General features: G+C 70.2%; 20 protein-coding genes. 4 read left to right on the top strand and 16 right to left on the bottom strand.

The annotated features are described in order from the left end of the window. Positions 1–30 precede the first annotated feature (30 nt). Both ACIBI4_RS12010 and ACIBI4_RS12005 read left to right on the top strand, forming a co-directional pair. A complete protein-coding gene (locus ACIBI4_RS12010; protein WP_399203593.1) occupies positions 31–825 on the top strand; it encodes a peptidylprolyl isomerase in 795 nt (264 codons plus the stop codon). A gap of 151 nt (positions 826–976) precedes the next feature. Further along, positions 977–2,209: a DUF349 domain-containing protein gene (locus ACIBI4_RS12005; protein ID WP_399203592.1), complete on the top strand. Its 1,233-nt coding sequence runs from the start codon at positions 977–979 to the stop codon at positions 2,207–2,209. 76 nt (positions 2,210–2,285) lie between these two features. Here the strand turns inward: ACIBI4_RS12005 and ACIBI4_RS12000 are convergent, their stop codons facing one another. The 13 genes from ACIBI4_RS12000 to ACIBI4_RS11940 all read right to left on the bottom strand — a co-directional run bounded on the left by ACIBI4_RS12000 (position 2,286) and on the right by ACIBI4_RS11940 (position 15,561). Continuing rightward, positions 2,286–4,820 (bottom strand): RelA/SpoT family protein, encoded by a 2,535-nt coding sequence (locus tag ACIBI4_RS12000; protein ID WP_399203591.1) that lies wholly within the window; start codon positions 4,818–4,820, stop codon positions 2,286–2,288. 203 nt (positions 4,821–5,023) lie between these two features. Beyond that, positions 5,024–5,563, bottom strand: coding sequence for an adenine phosphoribosyltransferase (locus tag ACIBI4_RS11995; protein WP_399203590.1), 540 nt, complete (start codon positions 5,561–5,563; stop codon positions 5,024–5,026). After that, positions 5,560–6,699, bottom strand: coding sequence for a protein translocase subunit SecF (secF, locus tag ACIBI4_RS11990; RefSeq protein ID WP_399203589.1), 1,140 nt, complete (start codon positions 6,697–6,699; stop codon positions 5,560–5,562). Before secF ends, ACIBI4_RS11995 begins: the two co-directional genes overlap by 4 nt. Position 6,700: 1 nt before the next feature. Next, the gene (secD, locus tag ACIBI4_RS11985; protein WP_399203588.1) at positions 6,701–8,476 is read right to left on the bottom strand and encodes a protein translocase subunit SecD; all 1,776 of its coding nucleotides are present in this window, start codon (positions 8,474–8,476) and stop codon (positions 6,701–6,703) included. A 153-nt stretch (positions 8,477–8,629) separates the two neighbouring features. Further along, the gene (yajC, locus tag ACIBI4_RS11980) at positions 8,630–9,088 is read right to left on the bottom strand and encodes a preprotein translocase subunit YajC (RefSeq protein WP_399203587.1); all 459 of its coding nucleotides are present in this window, start codon (positions 9,086–9,088) and stop codon (positions 8,630–8,632) included. A 164-nt stretch (positions 9,089–9,252) separates the two neighbouring features. Next, on the bottom strand, positions 9,253–10,332 hold the full coding sequence (ruvB, locus tag ACIBI4_RS11975) for a Holliday junction branch migration DNA helicase RuvB (RefSeq protein ID WP_399203586.1): 1,080 nt from the start codon (positions 10,330–10,332) through the stop codon (positions 9,253–9,255). 92 nt (positions 10,333–10,424) lie between these two features. After that, positions 10,425–11,033, bottom strand: coding sequence for a Holliday junction branch migration protein RuvA (ruvA, locus tag ACIBI4_RS11970; protein ID WP_399203585.1), 609 nt, complete (start codon positions 11,031–11,033; stop codon positions 10,425–10,427). Continuing rightward, the gene (gene ruvC, locus ACIBI4_RS11965; protein WP_399203584.1) at positions 11,030–11,641 is read right to left on the bottom strand and encodes a crossover junction endodeoxyribonuclease RuvC; all 612 of its coding nucleotides are present in this window, start codon (positions 11,639–11,641) and stop codon (positions 11,030–11,032) included. Before ruvC ends, ruvA begins: the two co-directional genes overlap by 4 nt. Positions 11,642–11,862: 221 nt before the next feature. Further along, positions 11,863–12,615 carry a YebC/PmpR family DNA-binding transcriptional regulator gene (locus tag ACIBI4_RS11960; protein WP_399203583.1) on the bottom strand — a complete coding sequence of 251 codons (753 nt, stop codon included), beginning with the start codon at positions 12,613–12,615 and terminating at the stop codon, positions 11,863–11,865. 48 nt (positions 12,616–12,663) lie between these two features. Beyond that, the gene (gene pdxT, locus ACIBI4_RS11955) at positions 12,664–13,266 is read right to left on the bottom strand and encodes a pyridoxal 5'-phosphate synthase glutaminase subunit PdxT (RefSeq protein WP_399203581.1); all 603 of its coding nucleotides are present in this window, start codon (positions 13,264–13,266) and stop codon (positions 12,664–12,666) included. 5 nt (positions 13,267–13,271) lie between these two features. Further along, positions 13,272–14,180 (bottom strand): pyridoxal 5'-phosphate synthase lyase subunit PdxS, encoded by a 909-nt coding sequence (pdxS, locus tag ACIBI4_RS11950; protein ID WP_399203580.1) that lies wholly within the window; start codon positions 14,178–14,180, stop codon positions 13,272–13,274. A gap of 155 nt (positions 14,181–14,335) precedes the next feature. Continuing rightward, positions 14,336–14,881 (bottom strand): hypothetical protein, encoded by a 546-nt coding sequence (locus ACIBI4_RS11945; protein ID WP_399203579.1) that lies wholly within the window; start codon positions 14,879–14,881, stop codon positions 14,336–14,338. A gap of 11 nt (positions 14,882–14,892) precedes the next feature. After that, positions 14,893–15,561, bottom strand: a complete 669-nt coding sequence (locus ACIBI4_RS11940) for a TetR family transcriptional regulator (RefSeq protein WP_399203578.1) — start codon at positions 15,559–15,561, stop codon at positions 14,893–14,895. A 169-nt stretch (positions 15,562–15,730) separates the two neighbouring features. Between ACIBI4_RS11940 and ACIBI4_RS11935 the strand changes: the two genes are divergently transcribed. Then, complete coding sequence (locus tag ACIBI4_RS11935; protein WP_399203782.1) at positions 15,731–16,531, top strand: SDR family NAD(P)-dependent oxidoreductase; 801 nt, start codon at positions 15,731–15,733, stop codon at positions 16,529–16,531. Next, the gene (locus tag ACIBI4_RS11930; RefSeq protein ID WP_399203577.1) at positions 16,531–17,382 is read left to right on the top strand and encodes an SDR family NAD(P)-dependent oxidoreductase; all 852 of its coding nucleotides are present in this window, start codon (positions 16,531–16,533) and stop codon (positions 17,380–17,382) included. The genes ACIBI4_RS11935 and ACIBI4_RS11930 overlap by 1 nt, the downstream gene beginning before the upstream one ends. Before the next feature lie 54 nt (positions 17,383–17,436). On the opposite strand, the gene ACIBI4_RS11925 is transcribed toward ACIBI4_RS11930, so the two are convergent. Genes ACIBI4_RS11925 through pgsA form a run of 3 tightly spaced genes read right to left on the bottom strand, consistent with a single transcriptional unit; the run spans position 17,437 to position 20,254 of the window. Further along, on the bottom strand, positions 17,437–18,600 hold the full coding sequence (locus ACIBI4_RS11925; protein WP_399203576.1) for a glycosyltransferase family 4 protein: 1,164 nt from the start codon (positions 18,598–18,600) through the stop codon (positions 17,437–17,439). Beyond that, positions 18,597–19,526 (bottom strand): phosphatidylinositol mannoside acyltransferase, encoded by a 930-nt coding sequence (locus ACIBI4_RS11920; RefSeq protein ID WP_399203575.1) that lies wholly within the window; start codon positions 19,524–19,526, stop codon positions 18,597–18,599. The genes ACIBI4_RS11925 and ACIBI4_RS11920 overlap by 4 nt, the downstream gene beginning before the upstream one ends. Next, positions 19,523–20,254 (bottom strand): phosphatidylinositol phosphate synthase, encoded by a 732-nt coding sequence (gene pgsA, locus ACIBI4_RS11915; protein WP_399203574.1) that lies wholly within the window; start codon positions 20,252–20,254, stop codon positions 19,523–19,525. The genes ACIBI4_RS11920 and pgsA overlap by 4 nt, the downstream gene beginning before the upstream one ends. Positions 20,255–20,276: the final 22 nt, after the last annotated feature.

The following is a 20,276-nucleotide window of genomic DNA, read 5'->3' as shown; positions in this document are numbered from 1 at the left end:
AGGCAGATCGAACGTACGAGGAGAGACCCGGTGGTCAGCAGCGAACAGCGGCGGAAGCAGCTCGCGCGGGAGAAGTTCGCGCGTCAGCAGCAGCGGCGCGAGTCGGCACGGCGCAAGTCCAAGCAGCGCAACGCGATCATCGCGTCCACTCTCGTGGTCGTGCTCGCGGCGGGCGGCGGCGCCTGGGCGGCCGGTGCATTCAAGGGCGACGACAAGAAGAAGGACACCTCCGCGGGCTCCACCCCGTCCGAGACGCCGTCGGCGCCCGAGGAGTCGCCGGCCCCGAAGATGGCCGTCGACAAGAAGGCGAAGTACACCTTCGACGTCAAGACCAACGAGGGTGCCATCTCCATCGCGATGGACGCGGCGAAGACCCCGCAGACCGTCAACTCCTTCAAGCACCTCGCCGACAAGGGTTTCTTCGACGGCACGAAGTGCCACCGGCTCACCACGCAGGGCATCTACGTCCTGCAGTGCGGTGACCCCGAGGGCACCGGCGCGGGCGGCCCGGGCTACTCGATCCCGGACGAGAACCTGGACGGTCTCGGCAAGCCGGAGGCCAAGGACGGCTCGGTGACGTACCCGGCGGGCACGGTCGCGATGGCCAACGCGGGTCCGAACACCGGCGGCAGCCAGTTCTTCCTGGTCTACAAGGACTCCAAGCTTCCGCCGGCGTACACGCCGTTCGGCACGATGGACGACGCCGGTCTGAAGGCCGTCGAGGCGGTCGGCAAGGCAGGCGTCGCCGACGGAAGCCAGAGCCCCGGGGACGGCGCGCCGAAGAAGGCCGTCACCATCGAAAAGGCGACGGTAAAGAAGAGCTGATCCCCAGGGATTCTGTAGCGCTGGATGCGGACAGCCGCCCTGCTCGTCGCCTATGTTGGCGTTGTGCAGGGCGCCGTGTGCGGCTGCCCTGAGGAAACTGTGGACGATGCCCCGGGCCGGGCCCGCGAGCGCATCATGTGGAGGAGGCGCTGTGAGCAGCGACCCGTGGGGCCGCGTCGACGAGACGGGGACCGTGTACGTGCGGACGGCGGACGGCAGTGAGCGTGCCGTCGGATCGTGGCAGGCCGGCTCGCCGGACGAGGCGCTGGCCTACTTCAAGCGCAAGTACGACGGCCTCGTCGTCGAGATCGGCCTCCTCGAGCGCCGGGTGCAGACGACGGACCTGTCGGCCAAGGACGCGACGACGGCCATCGACCATCTGCGGGAGCAGATCACCGACGCCCACGCGGTGGGTGATCTCGATGCCCTCGCGAAGCGTCTGGACAAGCTGGTCGAGTCCGTCGAGTCCCGCCGTGAGGAGCGCAAGGCGCAGAAGGCCAAGCAGACCGACGACGCGCGCCACGCCAAGGAGGCGCTGGTCGTCGAGGCCGAGGAGCTCGCGCAGAGCGAGCAGTGGCGCCACGCCGGTGAGCGGCTGCGCGCCCTGGTGGACACCTGGAAGGGTCTGCCGCGTCTGGACCGCAAGTCCGACGACGAGCTGTGGCACCGCTTCTCGCACGCCCGGTCCGCCTTCTCCAAGCGCCGCAAGGCCCACTTCGCCTCGCTCGACGCGCAGCGCGAGGAGGCCCGCAAGGCCAAGGAGAGGCTGGTCGCCGAGGCCGAGTCGTTGTCGAACTCGCAGGACTGGGGTCCGACCGCGGCGCGCTACCGCGATCTGATGACCGAGTGGAAGGCCGCGGGCCGCGCGCAGCGCGAGCACGAGGACGACCTGTGGAACCGCTTCCGCGGCGCCCAGGACATCTTCTTCACGGCCCGCAGCGCGATCTTCGCCGAGCGCGACGCGGAGCAGGGCGAGAACCTGAAGCTCAAGGAGGAGCTGGCCGACGAGGCCGAGAAGCTCCTGCCGATCACGGACCTGAAGGCGGCCCGTGCCTCCTTCCGCACGCTCAACGAGCGCTGGGAGGCCATCGGCCACGTCCCGCGGGACGCGCGCCCGAAGGTCGAGGGCCGGATGCACTCGGTCGAGCGCGCGCTGCAGGACGCCGAGGAGTCGGAGTGGCGCCGTACGAACCCGGAGGCGCGTGCGCGTGCCGCGGGTCTCACCGGCCAGCTCCAGGCCGCGGTCGACAAGCTCCGCGACCAGGTCGAGGCGGCCCGCACCTCGGACAACAACTCCAAGGCCGACAAGCTCCAGAAGGAACTGGACGGGCGCCAGGCGCTGCTCGACCAGGCGCTGAAGGGGCTTGAGGAGTTCGGCGGCTGAGCAACTGACGCCATACGAAAGGGGCTTGCGTACGCGCTGTACGCAAGCCCCTTTCTCGTACGAGCAGTTGGTGCCGTTACGGCCGGCGCGCCGACGTCACCCGGTACACGTCGTACACGCCCTCCACGCCCCGTACCGCCTTCAGGACGTGACCGAGGTGCTTGGGGTCGCCCATCTCGAAGGTGAACCGGGAGGTGGCCACCCGGTCGCGGGAGGTCTGGACCGCCGCGGACAGGATGTTGACGTGCTGGTCGGACAGCACGCGCGTGACGTCGGAGAGCAGCCGGGAGCGGTCGAGGGCCTCGACCTGGATGGCGACCAGGAAGACCGAGGACTGCGTGGGGGCCCACTCGACCTCCAGGATCCGCTCGGGCTGCTGCGAGAGCGAGTCCACGTTGACGCAGTCCTTGCGGTGGACGGAGACACCGCTGCCGCGCGTCACGAAGCCCATGATCGGGTCGCCGGGCACCGGGGTGCAGCAGCGTGCGAGCTTGACCCACACGTCGTCGACGCCCTTGACGACCACACCCGGGTCCGCGCTGGAGCGCCGCTTGGAGCGGCCGCGGGTCGGCGGCGCCGTCTCGGCGATGTCCTCGTTGGCCGCGTCCTCGCCGCCTAGCGCCTGGACCAGCTTCTGCACCACGTTCTGCGCGGCCACATGGCCCTCGCCGATCGCCGCGTACAGCGAGGAGATGTCCGGGTAGCGCATCTCGTGCGCGAGCGTGACGAGCGAGTCGCCGGTGAGGATCCGCTGGATGGGCAGGTTCTGCTTGCGCATCGCGCGGACGATGGCTTCCTTGCCCTGCTCGATCGCCTCGTCGCGGCGCTCCTTGGAGAACCACGCGCGGATCTTGTTGCGCGCCCGCGGCGACTTGACGAAGCCCAGCCAGTCGCGGGACGGACCCGCTCCGGCCGCCTTGGAGGTGAAGACCTCCACCAAGTCACCGTTGTCCAGGGTGGATTCGAGCGGCACGAGCCGCCCGTTGACCCGTGCTCCTATGGTCCGGTGGCCGACCTCGGTGTGCACGGCGTACGAGAAGTCGACCGGGGTCGCTCCCGCCGGAAGCGCTATGACGTCGCCCTTCGGCGTGAAGACGAAGACCTCGTTGCGCGACAGGTCGAAGCGCAGGGACTCCAGGAACTCGGAGGGGTCCTCGGTCTCCTTCTGCCAGTCGAGCAGCTGGCGCAGCCACGCCATGTCGTTGAGGTGGTCGTCCTTGCCGGTCTTCTTCGGTACGTCGCTGCGTACCTTCGAGGTGCCGGCGACGGCCTCCTGCTTGTACTTCCAGTGCGCGGCGATGCCGTACTCGGCGCGGCGGTGCATGTCGAACGTACGGATCTGCAGCTCGACGGGCTTGCCGCTGGGGCCGATCACCGTCGTGTGCAGCGACTGGTACATGTTGAACTTGGGCATCGCGATGTAGTCCTTGAACCGGCCGGGGACCGGATTCCATCGCGCGTGCACCGTGCCGAGCGCCGCGTAGCAGTCGCGGACCGTGTCGACAAGGACGCGGATGCCCACCAGGTCGTAGATCTCCGCGAAGTCCCGGCCGCGGACGATCATCTTCTGGTAGACGCTGTAATAGTGCTTCGGCCGCCCGGTGACGGTGGCCTTGATACGGGCCGCCCGCAGATCCGCCTGGACCTCGTCGGTCACCACGGCCAGGTACTCGTCCCGCTTGGGGGCGCGCTCGGCGACGAGTCGGACGATCTCGTCGTACATCTTGGGGTAGAGGATCGCGAAGGCGAGGTCCTCCAGCTCCCACTTGATGGTGTTCATGCCCAGGCGGTGCGCCAGCGGAGCGTAGATCTCCAGCGTCTCGCGGGCCTTCTTCTCCTGCTTCTCGCGCTTGAGGTAGCGCATGGTGCGCATGTTGTGCAGGCGGTCGGCGAGCTTGATGACCAGGACGCGCGGGTCCTTGGCCATGGCGACGACCATCTTGCGTACGGTCTCGGCCTGGGCGGCCTCGCCGAACTTGACCTTGTCGAGCTTGGTGACGCCGTCGACGAGCAGGGCGACCTGGTCGCCGAAGTCCCGCTTGAGGGTGTCGAGGCCGTACTCGGTGTCCTCGACGGTGTCATGCAGCAGCCCGGCCATCAGCGTGGCCGGGTCCATGCCGAGCTCGGCGAGGATGGTCGTCACGGCGAGCGGGTGCGTGATGTACGGGTCGCCGCTCTTGCGCTTCTGGCCCCGGTGCCAGCGCTCGGCGACCTGGTAGGCCCGCTCGATCTGGCGGAGCGTGGAGGTCTCGATCTTGGGGTCGTTGCTGCGCACTATCCGCAGCAGAGGCTCCAGGACGGGGTTGTACGGATTGGAGCGCTGCACGCCGAGACGGGCGAGGCGGGCGCGGACGCGGTTCGACGAGGAATTGGACCGCGAGGAGCCGCTGCCCGGAGCCGCACCACGCGAGGGCGTGGCACCGGCCGGGCGCATCGCGGGGGCCGCGGGCCGCTCGGCGGGCTTGGGGCCCGGCTTGGGCGTCGGGGGGTGCTGCTCGGCCGCCGGGTCGCTCTTGGCGGGCAGGGCAGCGGCCGCCGCGGCCGTGGGGTCTGCAGGCTTGGCTGCCTCGGGCTTCGCGGCGGTGAGTGGCTGTCGGGCCTCGTCTTGCAAGAGCGCTCCTCATTGCAGAATCCCGGCCCCCCGATCAGGTCCGGAACTGCCATGGTATCGACCTCGGGGCCTTCGCTCGTGCCCGACGGTTCACGCTGTGGTCCGTCGCACGTCGCCCCGGGGCCCGCGCAAGGCCCGAGAACGCCGTGAGGGCGGGCTCCGGAAGCTTCCGGAGCCCGCCCTCACGAGGGTGACAACTGGGGTCAGACGACCAGCACCGCGTCCAGCGGAGCGCCTTCGAGCGCGGGCTCCAGGCGGGCCCGGCCGCCCAGGAAACCGAGCTCCATCAGGACCGCCACACCCGCGACCTCGGCCCCGGCCCGCCGCACCAGGTGCAGCGAGGCCTCGGCCGTGCCGCCGGTGGCGAGGACATCGTCGATGACCATGACGCGGTCGCCCGCGCACAGGTCCTCGGCGTGCACCTCGATCTCGGCACTGCCGTACTCCAGGTCGTAGCTCTGCTTCAGCGTCGCTCCGGGGAGCTTGCCCGCCTTGCGCACGGGGATGAACCCCAGGCCCGCGCGGATCGCGACGGGGGCCGCGAGGATGAAGCCCCGGGCCTCCAGACCGACGATCTTGGTCGCGCCGTGCCGTACGCAGAGCGCGGCCAGCTCGTCCGTGAGGACGGTGAACGCGGCCGGGTCCGCGAGCAGCGGGGTGATGTCCTTGAACACCACGCCCGGCTTCGGGTAGTCCGCCACATCGCGGATCCGGCTGAGCAGCAGCTCACGTGCGTCGGTCATCGGCGCTTCCCCGAGGGACGGCCCTTGCCGCGCGAGCGGGACGAGGGCTGGGTGCGGGCCGTGGCCTGACCGCCGCGCTGGCCGACGACGGCAGCGGCAGCGTCCGCGGGGACCGCGTCCTCGAACTCGTCACCATCGACCGGCTCGCCCGTGGACTCGCTCTTGGCCGCGGCGGCCGCGCGCTTGGCGAGCACCCGCTTCTTCAGGAGCTTCATCTGCGGCTCGCGCTCCTTGAGGTCGGCGACGAGCGGCGTGGCGATGAAGATCGAGGAGTACGCACCGGCGGCGAGACCCACGAACAGCGAGAGCGAGATGTCGTTCAGCATGCCGGCGCCCAGGACACCGCCACCGATGAACAGCAGGCCCGCGACCGGGAGCAGCGCCACAACGGTGGTGTTGATGGAACGCACCAGCGTGCCGTTGATCGACTTGTTGGCCATCTCGCTGTACGTGAGACGGGTCTGCTTCGTGATGTCCTTCGAGCCCTCCTTGAGGGAGTCGAAGACGACGACCGTGTCGTACAGCGAGTAACCGAGGATCGTGAGCAGACCGATCACGGTGCCCGGGGTGACCTCGAAGCCGACCAGCGAGTAGATGCCGACCGTGATCGTGATGTCGTGGATCAGGGCGACGAGCGCCGCGACGGCCATCCGCCACTCGAAGGCGATCGCCAGGTAGATCACGCAGAGGATCATGAAGACGATGCAGCCGGTCCAGGCCTTCTGCGCGATCTGCTCGCCCCAACTGGGGCCGACCAGCTCGGCGTTGATCTCCTTGGCCGGCACACCGAGGTCCTCGGCGAGCGCTTCCTTGATCTCGGAGGACTTCTTCACGTCCACGCCGGCGATCTGGACACGGGCCGTGCCGTTGCCGAGCTTCTGCACGATGGCCTGGTGGCCCGAGGCGTCCGAGGCGGCGTCGGTGATCTGCTCCACCGAGGCGGAGGTCTTCGGGGTGTTGAAGACCGCGCCGCCCTTGAACTCGATGCCCATGTTGAGGCCCTGCACCGCGAGGGCCACGACGGCCGTGATGGTGATCAGGACCGAGACGCCGTACCAGATGAACCGCTTGCCGATGAAGTCATAGCCGACTTCGCCGCGGTACAGCCGGGCGCCGAGGTTGCCGAGCTTCGACATCTCACGCCTCCTTCGGGTCGACGGTACCGGCGGCGGGGCCAGTGGTACGACGGGAACGGCGCAGCGGGGGCTTGGCGCCCAGACGCTTCGGGTCGAGACCGGACCACGGGTGGCCGCTGCGGAAGAACTTCTTGCGCGCCAGGATCGTCATCAGCGGCTTGGTGAAGAGGAACACCACGACGACGTCGAGCAGCGTGGTCAGGCCCAGCGTGAACGCGAAGCCCTGCACCTTGCCGACGGTCACGATGAACAGCACCGCGGCGGCCAGGAACGACACGAAGTCGGAGACCAGGATTGTGCGCCGGGCACGCGGCCAGGCACGCTCGACGGCGGGCTGGATCGTACGGCCCTCGCGGACCTCATCACGGATGCGCTCGAAGAACACGATGAACGAGTCGGCGGTGATACCGATGGCCACGATCGCACCACAGACCGCGGGCAGGTTCAGCGCGAAGCCGATGGCCGGGCCGAGCAGCGCCATGAGCGTGTACGTGAGGATCGCCGAGGCCGCGAGCGAAGCCAGCGCGATGAGCGACAGACCGCGGTAGTAGACCACCAGGTAGATGACGACCAGGGCGAGACCGATGGCGCCGGCGATCAGACCGGCCTCCAGCTGGTCCCCGCCGAGCGCGGCGGTGACGGTGTCGACGCTCTGCTCGTGGAAGGTCAGCGGCAGCGAACCGTACTTCAGCATGTTCGCCAGCTCGTTGGCCGACTCCTGGTCGAAGGAGCCGGTGATCTCGGCGTTCGAGCTGAGGGTCTGGTTGACGGTCGGCGCCGAGACGACGTCGTTGTCGAGGACGATGGCGAACTGGTTCAGCGGCTGCTGCTGCTTCGAGAGCTCACCGGTGATCTTCGCGAACTTCTTGGACCCACCGCCCGTGAAGTCCATCGTGACCTTCCAGAAGCCCTGCTGCTGGTCGATCTCGGCGTTGGCGTCCTTGACGTCCTTACCGTCCACGGCGGCCGGGCCGAGGATGTACTTCTCCCACTGGTTCGCGTTGTTCAGACCGCACGCCACGATCGTGTCGCCGGGCTTGGTGCCCGTGGCGGTCTCGGTGCGCTGCTTCTCGTCCTTGCAGTTGAGCGCGGCGAACTTGGCCTGCAGCGCGGACGTCTCCGGGTCCTGCGACGGAGTGGCGCTCGGGGAGGCCTTGGGGTCGTCGGACGGCGTCGCCGAGGGAGACGGCGTGGTGTCCTTCAGGGCGTCCGTGACGGCGCGGCCCTGCGGCGTGCCGCTGGAGCTCGACGAAGGCGTGGCCTTCTCGTCGTTCTCCCCGGCCTTGTCCTTTGCGTCCTTGTCGTCCTTCTTGCCGTCCGACGCGGAAGGCGACTCGGACGGCGTGGCCGCGGGGTCCTTCGCCGGCTCACCGGCCGCGAGCTGCAGCACCGGGCGGAAGTAGAGCTGAGCGGTCGTACCGACCTGCTCGCGCGCCTGCTCCTCGTCAGTCCCCTTGGGGATGTTGACGATGATGTTCTTGTCGCCCTGGGTCTGTACCTCGGCCTCGGACACACCCAGGCCGTTGACACGGCGCTCGATGATGTTGACCGCGGTGTTCATGTTGGTCGGGTTGACCGCGTTCTTCGCGCCCGGCTCGGTCTTGGCCTCGAGCGTGATGCTCGTGCCACCCGCGAGGTCGATGCCCAGACGCGGGGTGGTGTGCCCGGACAGGAACATCCCCCCGGTGAGCGCCACCATGATGATCGCGATCAGGGCCAGAGCGCGACCCGGCCTGGGCTGGCCGCTCTGCCTCCTGGCCTTCTTCGGTGCTGCCACCTTCTCGTTTCTCCCTGTCCAACCGCCCGGGCAGCCGGCTCGTAGCCGGTCAGCGGACCCTTGGCGGCCATGAAGTGGTGTCGAGAGACCACACGAAGCCGCACGCTCCGGGGGCCACGCGGCAGGTGTGCGCCGCGCGGCTCCCGGCCGTGGTTACTTCGTGTCGCCCTCGCCGTCGGTCTTCTTCGGCTCCGCGGCGTCGACGGCGGCGTCCTTCTTGCCGAGGTCGATGGGCGAATCGGCCGAGTCATCAGCGGCGGCGGTCTCGTCGTCCTGGGTCAGGGAGGAGGCGTCGTCGGGGACGGTGTCGACCTTGACGTCCTCGGCGGTGATGCCGTGGACGATGCGGTTGTACTCCTCGTCGTCGAGGACGGCACCGATCGCGTTCTTCGCGTAGATCGCGTGGACGCCCGGGGCGACCTCGAGCGTGGCGGTGTCGTCACTGACTTCCTTGACGACGGCGTACATGCCCCCGATCGTGCGGACACCCGTGCCGGGCTGCATCTGGTTGCGCATCTCGGCCGCCTGCTGCTGCTTCTTCTTGGCAGAACGGGTCATCAGGAACATGACCCCGATGATCAAGATGAACGGAAGGAGGCTCAAGATATTCACGGGAACGGGTTTCCTTCGCACGACCGCGCAGATGAGCGGCCTACTGGATGGGGGTGGGCACACCGCCTATAAGGGCGGCATCGGCGGAGTCTAAGCGAGTCCGCACGGATGGAACAACGCTCAGCATGGCACCGGGGTTCCACACGGAGCGAGCATCCGGGCCGTCACGCCCCGAACAGGTCGCCTTGTCCCGATCCGCCGCTTCCCTGCGCCTGCGGCGCCGTGAGGCCGAGATGGGCCCACGCGGCAGGGGTGGCGACCCGGCCCCGCGGAGTCCGGGCGAGCAGCCCTTCCCGTACGAGGAAGGGCTCGGCCACCTCCTCGACGGTCTCCCGCTCCTCCCCCACGGCGACCGACAGCGTCGACAAACCGACAGGTCCACCGCCGAACAGTTTGAGCAGCGCTTCGAGGACCGCGCGGTCGAGCCGGTCGAGCCCGCGGGTGTCCACCTCGTACACCCCGAGCGCGGCCGCCGCGATCTCCTCGTTGATCAGCCCGTCGGCCTTGACCTGCGCATAGTCGCGCACGCGGCGCAGCAGCCGGTTGGCGATACGGGGCGTGCCGCGGGAGCGGCCGGCGATCTCGGCGGCGCCCGCGGTGTCGATCGTCACGTCGAGCAGCTCGGCGGAACGGTGGATGACCCGCTCCAGCTCGGCGGGCTCGTAGAACTCCATGTGCGCGGTGAAGCCGAAGCGGTCGCGCAGCGGCGGCGGCAGCAGTCCGGCCCGGGTGGTGGCGCCGACCAGCGTGAACGGCGGCAGGTCCAGCGGGATGGCGGTGGCGCCGGGGCCCTTGCCGACGATGACGTCGACCCGGAAGTCCTCCATCGCCATGTAGAGCATCTCCTCGGCCGGACGGGACATCCGGTGGATCTCGTCGAGGAAGAGCACCTCGCCCTCCTGGAGGGAGGAGAGGATCGCGGCCAGATCGCCCGCGTGCTGGATCGCGGGGCCGCTGGTGATGCGGATCGGGGCGCCCATCTCGGCCGCGATGATCATGGACAGGGTGGTCTTGCCGAGGCCGGGCGCCCCGGACAGAAGCACGTGATCGGCGGTGGCGCCGCGTTGACGCGCGGCCTTGAGGACGAGGTCGAGCTGCTCGCGGACCCGCTCCTGGCCGACGAATTCATCGAGCGACTTGGGGCGCAGCGCCGCCTCGACGGCCTGGTCCTCGCCGTCCGCGGCGGATCCGACGAGCCGGCCCGCGGTGTCGTCGGCCGGCTGTGCGGTGTCGTCCCAGTTCACGGTGGAGTGCCTCGCGAGTTCGTGGAGTGCGGAAAGGAGTGGGGGCGCCCGGTCGGTACTGGCATACGGAGGGCGGGCGGCGTGCGGATGGGTCAGCGGGTGCGGTTGAGGCTCTGCAGCGCGGCCTTGAGGAGCGGGCCGACCTGCGGGACGCCCTCCATCGCCTCGGCCTGCGGGGCGACCGCGGTGACGGCCTCGTCCGCCTCACGGGTCGCATAGCCGAGGCCGATCAGGGCCGCGTGCAGCTGGTCGCGCCAGGAGGCCGCTGCCCGGGCGCCGGCCGTGGGCGCGGTGCCGAGCGGGGCGCCGAGCCGGTCCTTCAGTTCGAGCAGAAGCTTCTGGGCGCCCTTCTTGCCGATGCCCGGCACCGCGGTGAGGGCCTTCTCGTCCGCGGTCGACACCGCCCGGCGCAGGGCGTCCGGCGAGTGCACCGCGAGCATCGCCTGCGCCAGGCGCGGCCCGACTCCGCTCGCGGTCTGCAGGAGCTCGAAGGTCTGCCGCTCGTCGTCGTCGGCGAAGCCGTAGAGGGTGAGCGAGTCCTCCCGTACGACCAGGGACGTGGCGAGCTTGGCCTGCCGGCCGATCCGCAAGGTGGAGAGGGTGTTCGGGGTGCACTGCACCGCCATGCCGATCCCGCCGACCTCGACCACAGCGGCATCGGGGGCGAGGGCTGCGACAGGGCCGCTGACGAAAGCGATCATGAGGTCCGGCCTTTCGGGGCGTGCAGGGCTGCGGCCTGCTTGAGGCGGGTCTCGGCGGCGGCCTGCTTCAGGCGCTGCTCGGCGACGGCCTGCTGGTAACGGTTCTGCGCGGCGGCCTGCTGGAGACGGTTCTTCGCGGGGGCGCGCCAGATGTGGCAGATGGCGAGCGCGAGGGCGTCGGCGGCGTCCGCGGGCTTGGGCGGTGCGTCGAGCCGGAGCAGCCGCGTGACCATCGCGCCGACCTGGGCCTTGTCCGCCCGGCCGCTCCCGGTGACGGCCGCCTTGACCTCGCTGGGTGTGTGCAGGGCGACGGGGATGCCGCGGCGGGCCGCGCACAGCATCGCGACGGCGCTGGCCTGGGCGGTGCCCATCACCGTCCGTACGTTGTGCTGGCTGAACACCCGCTCCACGGCGACGCATTCGGGCTCGTGCTCGTCGAGCCACTGCTCGATGCCCCGCTCGATGGCGACGAGGCGCGAGCCCAACTCGGCGTCCGCGGGCGTGCGCACGACACCGACGCCGCGCATGGTGAGCGGGCGGCCCGCGACACCTTCGACGACGCCGACTCCGCACCGGGTCAATCCCGGGTCGACTCCCAGAACCCGCACCCCCGCCCCTCCTTCGCTCGTCTGTTTGTGCAGGCTATCTGCTGCCACCGACAACGGCGGCCACCGACAAAGCGGCGGGGGGGGGGGGGGGGGGGGGGGGGGGCCCGCCCCCCCCCCCCCCCCCCCCCCCCCCCCCCCCCCCACCCCCCCCCCCCCCCCGCCGCCCCCCCCCCCCCCCCCCCCCCCCCCCCCCCCCCCTCGAAGCTCGGGCGAAGCCCGGATCAGGCGTCGACCTTCTCCATGACCTCGTCGGAGACGTCGAAGTTGGCGAAGACGTTCTGCACGTCGTCGCTGTCCTCGAGCGCGTCGATCAGCTTGAAGATCTTGCGCGCACCGTCCTCGTCCAGCTCGACCTGCATGGTCGGGACGAAGTTGGCGTCGGCCGAGTCGTAGTCGATCCCGGCTTCCTGGAGCGCGGTGCGCACCGCGACCAGGTCGGTGGCCTCGGAGAGCACCTCGAAGGACTCACCCAGGTCGTTGACCTCTTCGGCGCCCGCGTCGAGCACCGCACCGAGGACGTCGTCCTCGGACAGTTCGCCCTTGGGGACGATCACGACGCCCTTGCGGTTGAACAGGTACGACACGGAGCCCGGGTCGGCCATGTTGCCGCCGTTGCGCGTCATGGCGACGCGGACGTCCGAGGCGGCACGGTTGCGGTTGTCGGTCAGGCACTCGATGAGCACCGCGACACCGTTGGGGCCGTAACCCTCGTACATGATCGTCTCGTAGTCGGCGCCGCCGGCCTCGAGGCCCGCGCCGCGCTTGACCGCGGAGTCGATGTTCTTGTTCGGGACCGAGCTCTTCTTCGCCTTCTGGATGGCGTCCTCGAGCGTCGGGTTGCCGCTGACATCGGCGCCGCCGGTACGCGCGGCGACCTCGATGTTCTTGATCAGCTTCGCGAAGAGCTTGCCGCGCTTGGCATCGATCACGGCCTTCTTGTGCTTCGTCGTGGCCCATTTAGAGTGGCCGGACATCTGCCTGTCTCCTTCGCGTAACCAATCTCTGTACGAACGACAGAGATCCTACCGGGATCCTGCGGCGGCCTTCTCCCGCACCATCTCCACGAACAGTCCGTGCATCCGGTGGTCGCCCGTCAGCTCCGGGTGGAAGGACGTGGCGAGCACGTCCCCCTGCCGTACGGCGACGATGTGGCCCTCGTGCTCGGCGAGCACCTCGGCCTCGGCGCCGACGGACTCGACCCACGGGGCCCGGATGAAGACACCTTCTACGGGGCCCACACCCGCGACCTCGACGGACGCCTCGAACGACTCGTTCTGCCGCCCGAAGGCGTTGCGGCGCACGATCATGTCGATGCCGCCGATCGTCTCCTGGCCCGAGCGCGGGTCGAGGATCTTGTCGGCGAGCAGGATCAGACCCGCGCAGGTGCCGTAGACCGGCATACCGCCGCGTACGCGTTCGCGCAGGGGGGCGAGGAGGCCGAAGAGGACGGCCAGTTTGGAGATCGTGGTCGATTCGCCGCCCGGGATGACCAGGGCGTCGACCTCGGCGAGCTCCTCGGGGCGCCGCACCGGCCTGGCCACGGCGTCCGCCGCGGCCAGGGCGATGAGGTGCTCCCGTACATCACCTTGGAGTGCGAGCACTCCGATCACGGGAGTCGTTCCCATAGGGACTACCAGCCCCGGTTCGCGTAACGCTCGGTCTCGGGCAGGGTGTCGCAGTTGATGCCGACCATGGCCTCGCCCAGGTTGCGGGAGGCGTCGGCGATGATCTTCGGGTCGTCGAAGAAGGTGGTGGCCTTCACGATGGCGGCGGCGCGCTTGGCCGGGTCGCCCGACTTGAAGATGCCGGAGCCGACGAACACACCCTCGGCGCCGAGCTGGCGCATCAGGGCGGCGTCGGCCGGGGTGGCCACGCCACCCGCGGAGAACAGCACGACGGGCAGCTTGCCGAGCTCGGCGACTTCCTTGACCAGCTCGTACGGGGCGCGCAGCTCCTTGGCGGCGGCGTACAGCTCGTTGTTGTCGTACCCGCGCAGGCGGGCGATCTCGTTCTTGATCTGGCGCATGTGGCGCACGGCCTCGACCACGTTGCCCGTGCCGGCCTCGCCCTTGGAGCGGATCATGGCCGCGCCCTCGGCGATACGGCGCAGGGCCTCGCCCAGGTTGGTGGCGCCGCAGACGAACGGGGTCGTGAAGGCGAACTTGTCGCTGTGGTTGACCTCGTCGGCGGGGGTCAGGACCTCGGACTCGTCGATGTAGTCGACACCGAGGGACTGCAGGATCTGCGCCTCGACGAAGTGGCCGATGCGGGACTTGGCCATGACCGGGATGGAGACGGCCTCGATGATCTCTTCGATCATGTTCGGGTCCGACATCCGGGCCACGCCGCCGTCCTTGCGGATGTCGGCGGGCACGCGCTCCAGAGCCATGACCGCGACGGCGCCCGCGTCCTCGGCGATCTTCGCCTGCTCGGCGTTGACCACGTCCATGATCACGCCGCCCTTGAGCTGCTCGGCCATGCCGCGCTTGACGCGCGCCGTGCCGGTCGCGGGGGCTTCGGGGGTGTTGGTGCTAGCCACGGAGGACCTCACTGAAGTGAATGAAGACTGTGTGGCTCACAGCCAACTCCGCCGACCAGTCCACAACAAGGGCCAATGCACAGCCGGTGGCTCATTTTCCGCCACGAGGGCGGCGTACTGGCTGGTCAGGGGCTTGCGGCAGGGGTGGGGCAGGCCTAGGTCCCAGGACGGTCCGCCAGAGCGGCGGGAGGTTCGTCGTCCATCTCGAAGGCCATCGGGAACGGTGCGTGGCCCGCGAGGCGGAACAGCCTGACCTTGCGGTGGCGCCGCAGCGCACGCGCCGCGCGCACGGCGTCGTTGTGGAAGCGCCGTGCCATCGGCACCCTGCGCACCGCCTGCGCGAGCTCTTCGGCCGCCGCCTCGCCGCCGGGCGCCTCGCGGACCGCCTCGACCTGGTCCGCGTCGGCGAACACCGCGCGCAGCGCCTGACTCAGCTCGCTCTCGGCGACCTCGCGCTGGTCCTCCTCGGACTGCCGCGCGGCGTGCGCCGCTTCGTACAGGACGATCGAGGCGGCCGGATCGAGCACGTTGGACGTGGCGAGCTCCTGGGCGACCGAGGCGCGGCGCAGCAGCTGGGCGTCAAGTGCCGCCCGCGCAGCGTCGATCCGGGTGTGCAGCCGGTCGAGCCGCCCGGCGGTCCAGCTCAGGTACAGGCCGATGGCGAACAGGGCTACGGCGATCCAGATCAGCGTTACGGTCACGGGCGGAAAGGCTACCGGGACGGGCCGGCGGTTCCTTCACCTGCGCCGCCCCGGGGGCGGGAACCGGCGTCCCCGAGCCCGGGCGAGCGCAGACAGCGGATGACCAGGTCCGCGGGCGAACCGGCGCCCGAGGTCCCCGCGTCCGTCTGCGACCAGACCTCCAGCGAGATCCGTATGGCATCGGTGGCCGCGGCCGCGACGAGGCGGTGCTCCAACGGATCCGCGTCGCGCCCGGCGAGCGCGGCCACCACCGGCACCAGCTTCTCCTCGGACTCCTGGTTCACCCGGTACCAGACGGCCCGCAGCGCGGCGTCGTGCACCGCCGCGCGCAGCAGCGTCCTGGTGCGCTCCAGGCCCTCGCGCGCCTCCGCGCCGGGCTCCGAGAGGGAGGCCACGGCGGCCGCTTCGAGGGCCTGCGGCAGCGGTGTGCCCGGTTCGGTCGCGGCGAGCAGCTCGCGCCAGTGATCGCCGCCCGCCGCGAGCAGCGGTCCGACGGCGTCCTGCTTGCTGCGGAAGTAGCGGTAGAAGGTGCGCAGGGCGACCCCGGCCCGCCGCGCGATGTCCTCGGCGGTCGTCGCGTCGGGACCTTGCTCGGTGAAGAGATCCACGGCCGCCCGCGCAATGTCCAGCTGCGTCGCGGCCTTGCGGCGCTCGGTGAGGGTGCGGTGCTGAGTGGTCACCGGACGAGCCTAATCGACCCCCACCCCGAATGACACGTAAAGACAGCATGGCAAAACGTGCCACTCAGGCGTAGCATGAAGTCAAGAAGTTGAAGAACCAACCAGCGGACCGCCCCTCCGCGGCCCGCGCACCAGGAACGGGATGCGCGCCATGAGCACCACCAAGATCATGAACCGCTACGAAGGCCGCCGCGCCCTCGTGACCGGCGGCGGCTCCGGCATCGGCCAGGCCACCGTGCTGCGGATGCTCGCCGAGGGCGGGACCGTGGTCGCCGCCGACGTCAGCGAGGCCGGTCTGGCCGACACCGAGGCGAAGGCCGGCGAGAACGCCGCACGCCTCATCAAGGTCGTCGTGAACATCGGCGACGAGGACTCCGTCAAGGCCGGCGTGGCCGAGGCCGTCAAGGCGCTCGGCGGGCTCGACGTCCTCGTCAACGCCGCGGGCATCCTGCGCTCCGGCCACACCCAGGAGGTCACCCTCGCCGACTTCAACCAGGTGATCCAGATCAACCTGGTCGGCACCTTCCTGATGATCCGCGAATCGCTCCCCGCGCTCCTGGAAGGCAACGAGCCCGCGGTCGTCAACTTCTCGTCCACCGCGCAGAACTACGCCCACCCGTACATGGCGGCGTACGCGGCCTCCAAGGGCGGCATCCAGTCCATGACGCACGCGCTGGCCATGGAGTTCAGCAAGCAGAACGTCCGCTTCACGTCCGTGCAGCCCGGCTCCATCTCCTCCGGCATGACGGACGGCACCGGCCGGTCCAAGCAGTCCGTGGGCCCCGGCCTGCCCGCCGACGCCGACATGTCGCTGCTCCAGAAGACCGCGCCGATGCTGCAGGTCGGCACCGGCCCGTACAACTTCGCGGGCCCCGACTCGGTCGCCTCCGTCGTGGCCATGCTGGCCTCGCACGACGGCTACTTCATCACCGGCACCGAGGTGCGCATCGACGGCGGAAGCCACATGTGATGGGCGCCGACCAGCTGACTCCTGAAGAGACCTTCGGCGGCAAGGTCGCCGTCATCACCGGCGCCTCGGCGGGCATCGGCGCCGGCTTCGCCCGGCACGCGGCGTCCCTCGGCATGAGGCTCGTCCTCGCGGACATCGCCGCCGAGCGCCTCGCGGCCTTCGCCGACGAGCTTCGGGCCGCGGGCGCCGAGGTCGAGGACGTCGTCACGGACGTCGCCGACCCGGCCTCCGTCGAGGCGCTCGCCGAGCGCGCGTACGCCCGCTTCGGCACGGTCGACCTGCTGCTCAACAACGCAGGGATCATGACCATGGGCTACTCGTGGGAGATCCCGGCCGAGCGCTGGGACGCGGCCCTGCGGGTCAACGTCGGCGGTTACGTCAACGGGATCCGCGCGTTCGTCCCGCGGCTGCTCGCCCAGGGCGGCAAGGCATGGGTGGTCAACGTGTCGTCGGTGGGCGGCTTCCTGCCGAGCCCGCTGATGGCGCCGTACAGCGTCACCAAGTTCGGGACGCTGGCGCTCAGCGAGTCTCTCGCGTACGAGCTGCAGATGAAGCAGTCCGCGATCCAGGTCTCGGTGGTCTTCCCGGACTCGGTGAAGAGCGAGATCTTCCGCGCGGCCGGTCCCGATGCCGACACCCGTCCCGAAGTGGCCGGATTCAACGCGCAGTTGCAGGCCCGCGCCGACTCCGACGGCATCACGCCGCAGGAGCACGCACGGCGGAGCTTCGAGCAGATCGCGGCCGGTCGGTACTGGGTGTTCCCGCAGCCGGACATGGTGGACGCGGCGCTGCAGCCGCGGACCGACATGATTCTCGGACGGGTCAACCCGGCGCTGCAGACCGGGATCTGAGGATGTGGGGGCGTTGCCTCGACGCCCCCACATACCTGATCAGTCGCCGGGACCTCAGTCCCTGGCCCGCGCGAACCGCGCCCGCAGCCCGCCGGACCGCTCGTCGGCCGCGACCGAGGCCGCCCCGTCCGTCACCGTCTCGTACACCGCGAGGATGTCCGCGCCGACCGTCGACCAGTCGAAGCGGCGGACGTGCGCGCTGCCCCGCTCGCTGAGCCCGGTCCGCCGCTCCGCGTCGCCGAGCAGCCGCAGCGCGGCCGTGGCCAGCGCGTCCGCGTCCTCGTTGGCGAACAGGTCACCGGCCGCACCCTGGTCCAGGACCTGCGCGAACGCATCCAGGTCCGAGGCGAGGACGGGGGCTCCGGCGGACAGCGCCTCGACCAGGATGATGCCGAAGCTCTCACCACCGGTGTTCGGCGCCACGTACACGTCGACGCTGCGCAGCAGCCGCGCCTTGTCCTCGTCGCTGACCATGCCGAGGAACTCCACGCGCGAGCGCATCTCGGCCGGCAGCGAGGCCACGGCCTCCTCCTCGTCACCGCGGCCCGCGACGAGCAGCCGGGTGCCGGGACGCTCGGCGAGGATCTTCGGCAGCGCCTTCATCAGGACGGGCAGGCCCTTGCGGGGCTCGTCGATCCGCCCGATGAAGCCGAGCGTGCCGCCCTGCCACTCCTCCTTGGGCTCGGCCCGCGCGAAGAAGTCCACGTCGACCCCGTTGGGGATGACCACCGCGTCGCCGCCGAGGTGCTCGACGAGCGTGCGCCGCGCGTACTCGCTGACCGCGATCCGCGCGCTGATCTTCTCCAGCGCGTGCTGCAGGATCGGATACGCCGCCACCATGGCCCGCGACCGCGCGGTCGAGGTGTGGAAGGTCGCCACGATCGGGCCCTGCGCCGCCCAGCAGGTCAGCAGCCCCAGCGAGGGCGAGGCCGGCTCGTGGATGTGGATCACGTCGAAGGTGCCGTCGTGCAGCCAGCGCCGCACACGCGCCGCCGACAGGAAGCCGAAGCTGAGCCGCGCGACCGAGCCGTTGTACGGCACGGGCACGGCGCGGCCCGCCGACACCACGTACGGCGGCAGCGGGGTGTCGTCGTCGGCCGGGGCCAGGACGGATACGTGGTGGCCGAGCCGGATGAGGTGCTCGGCCAGGTCGCGGATGTGGAACTGGACGCCGCCCGGCACGTCCCAGGAGTACGGGCAGACGATGCCGATCCTCACTGGCCGTCCTCCGGCGCGGCCGGCGCCTTGGCGGGGTCGAGGTCCGAGAGCCACAGCCGCTGCAGCATGTGCCAGTCCTCCGGGTGGTCGGCGATGCCCGTGGCGAAGGCGTCCGCCAGGGCCTGCGTCATCGAGGACGTCTTCTCGGCCCGCGTACCTGTCTCGGGCACCTCGATGGGGGCGTGGATGCGGCCCTTCATCACCGGCGTCTCGTCGTACCAGAGCGTCACGGGCATCAGGAGCGCACCCGTCTGCTGGGCGAGCATCGCCGGTCCCGCGGGCATCCGCGCGGTCTCGCCGAAGAACTTCACCTCGACGCCCGACGCGGACAGATCACGGTCGGCGACCAGGCACACCAGACCACCCGCGCGCAGCCGCCGCGCCAGCGTCCCGAACGCGGAACCGCCGGTGTGCGGCAGGACCTCCATGCCGAGGCTGCCGCGGTACTCGACGAAGCGGTCGTAGAGCGACTCGGGCTTGAGCCGCTCCTGCACCGTGGTGAACGGGGTCTCCAGCTTCGTGGTCACCCAGGCACCGGCCAGGTCCCAGTTCGCGAGGTGCGGCAGGGCGAGCACGACACCGCGGTCGGAGGCCAGGCCGTCGGTGAGGTAGTGCTCGTCCTTGCACTCGAAGCCATTGCGGATCCGGTCCTTGGACCAGGCCGGCAGCCGGAAGGACTCCATCCAGTAGCGCATGTACGAGCGCATCCCGGCCCTGGACAGCTGGGCGAGGCGCTCCGGGCTCGCGTCGGGCACCACGCGCGCGTAATTGTCCTCGAGGCGCTGGACGCCCTTGCCGCGCTTCTTCCAGGCGATGTCGGCGATGGTCCGGCCCAGCCGCACGGCGACCGGCTCGGGGAGCTTCTTGACCGTCCCCCAGCCGAGCCCGTACAGCGCGTCCGTCAGCTTCTCGGTCGCCTTGCTCATTTCGCCGTCTCACTCCCCCGTGCGGCGCTCCCCGTGCCCTGCGCCGAACTCTCCTGTACCGGACTCTCCTGCGCCGCTGCCGCCTCCACGGCCGCCGCGGCATCCGCCTCCGCCGACTCCCGGCGCACCGTCACGACCCGCTGGCCGAGCGTGACAAGGCTGCCCACGGCCACGATCCACAGCGCGATCGGCAGCAGGACGTCGATCCCGGGCACGCCGAACTTGTGCAGACCCGCCAGACCGGCGGCCACGAGCGAGATCACCAGGCGCTCGGCCCGCTCGATCAGCCCGTTCACCGCGACCGGCAGGCCGATCGATTCACCACGGGCCTTCGTGTACGAGACGACCTGACCGCTCGCGAGACAGAAGATCGCGACCGCGCACAGGATGTTGTCGTCGCCCTTGCCCGCGTACCAGAGCGCGAAGCCGCCGAAGATCGCGCCGTCGGCGACCCGGTCGAGCGTCGAGTCGAGGAACGCACCCCAGCGGCTGGAGATCCCGGCCTGGCGCGCCATGTTCCCGTCCACCAGATCGGAGAAGACGAACAGCGTGATGACGATGGTGCCCCAGAAGAACTCCCCGCGCGGGAAGAAGAAGAGCGCTCCCGCCACCACACCCGCCGTCCCGATCAGGGTCACCGCGTCGGGGCTGACCCCTCTGCGGAGCAGAAACGCGGCGAACGGCGTGAGAACACGCGTGAAGAACGCACGCGCGTACTTGTTCAGCATGGCCTTCGAGCCTCTTCCCAAT

Source organism: Streptomyces sp. NPDC050418 (assembly GCF_044458745.1).
GTDB lineage: Bacteria > Actinomycetota > Actinomycetes > Streptomycetales > Streptomycetaceae > Streptomyces.
Note: the sequence above shows the minus strand (reverse complement) of the source record. Positions and strands in the feature narration are given on the sequence as shown.

Bases quoted from the DNA above. Each gene is read 5' to 3' on its own strand.
- ACIBI4_RS11920 (WP_399203575.1), bottom strand. From the start codon at position 19,526: ATGAGCAAGGCGACCGAGAAGCTGACGGACGCGCTGTACGGGCTCGGC.
- secF (WP_399203589.1), bottom strand. From the start codon at position 6,699: ATGTCGAAGCTCGGCAACCTCGGCGCCCGGCTGTACCGCGGCGAAGTC.
- ruvA (WP_399203585.1), bottom strand. From the start codon at position 11,033: ATGATCGCTTTCGTCAGCGGCCCTGTCGCAGCCCTCGCCCCCGATGCC.
- ACIBI4_RS11930 (WP_399203577.1), top strand. From the start codon at position 16,531: ATGGGCGCCGACCAGCTGACTCCTGAAGAGACCTTCGGCGGCAAGGTC.
- pdxT (WP_399203581.1), bottom strand. From the start codon at position 13,266: ATGGGAACGACTCCCGTGATCGGAGTGCTCGCACTCCAAGGTGATGTA.
- ACIBI4_RS11960 (WP_399203583.1), bottom strand. From the start codon at position 12,615: ATGTCCGGCCACTCTAAATGGGCCACGACGAAGCACAAGAAGGCCGTG.
- pgsA (WP_399203574.1), bottom strand. From the start codon at position 20,254: ATGCTGAACAAGTACGCGCGTGCGTTCTTCACGCGTGTTCTCACGCCG.
- ACIBI4_RS11935 (WP_399203782.1), top strand. From the start codon at position 15,731: ATGAACCGCTACGAAGGCCGCCGCGCCCTCGTGACCGGCGGCGGCTCC.
- ACIBI4_RS11995 (WP_399203590.1), bottom strand. From the start codon at position 5,563: ATGACCGACGCACGTGAGCTGCTGCTCAGCCGGATCCGCGATGTGGCG.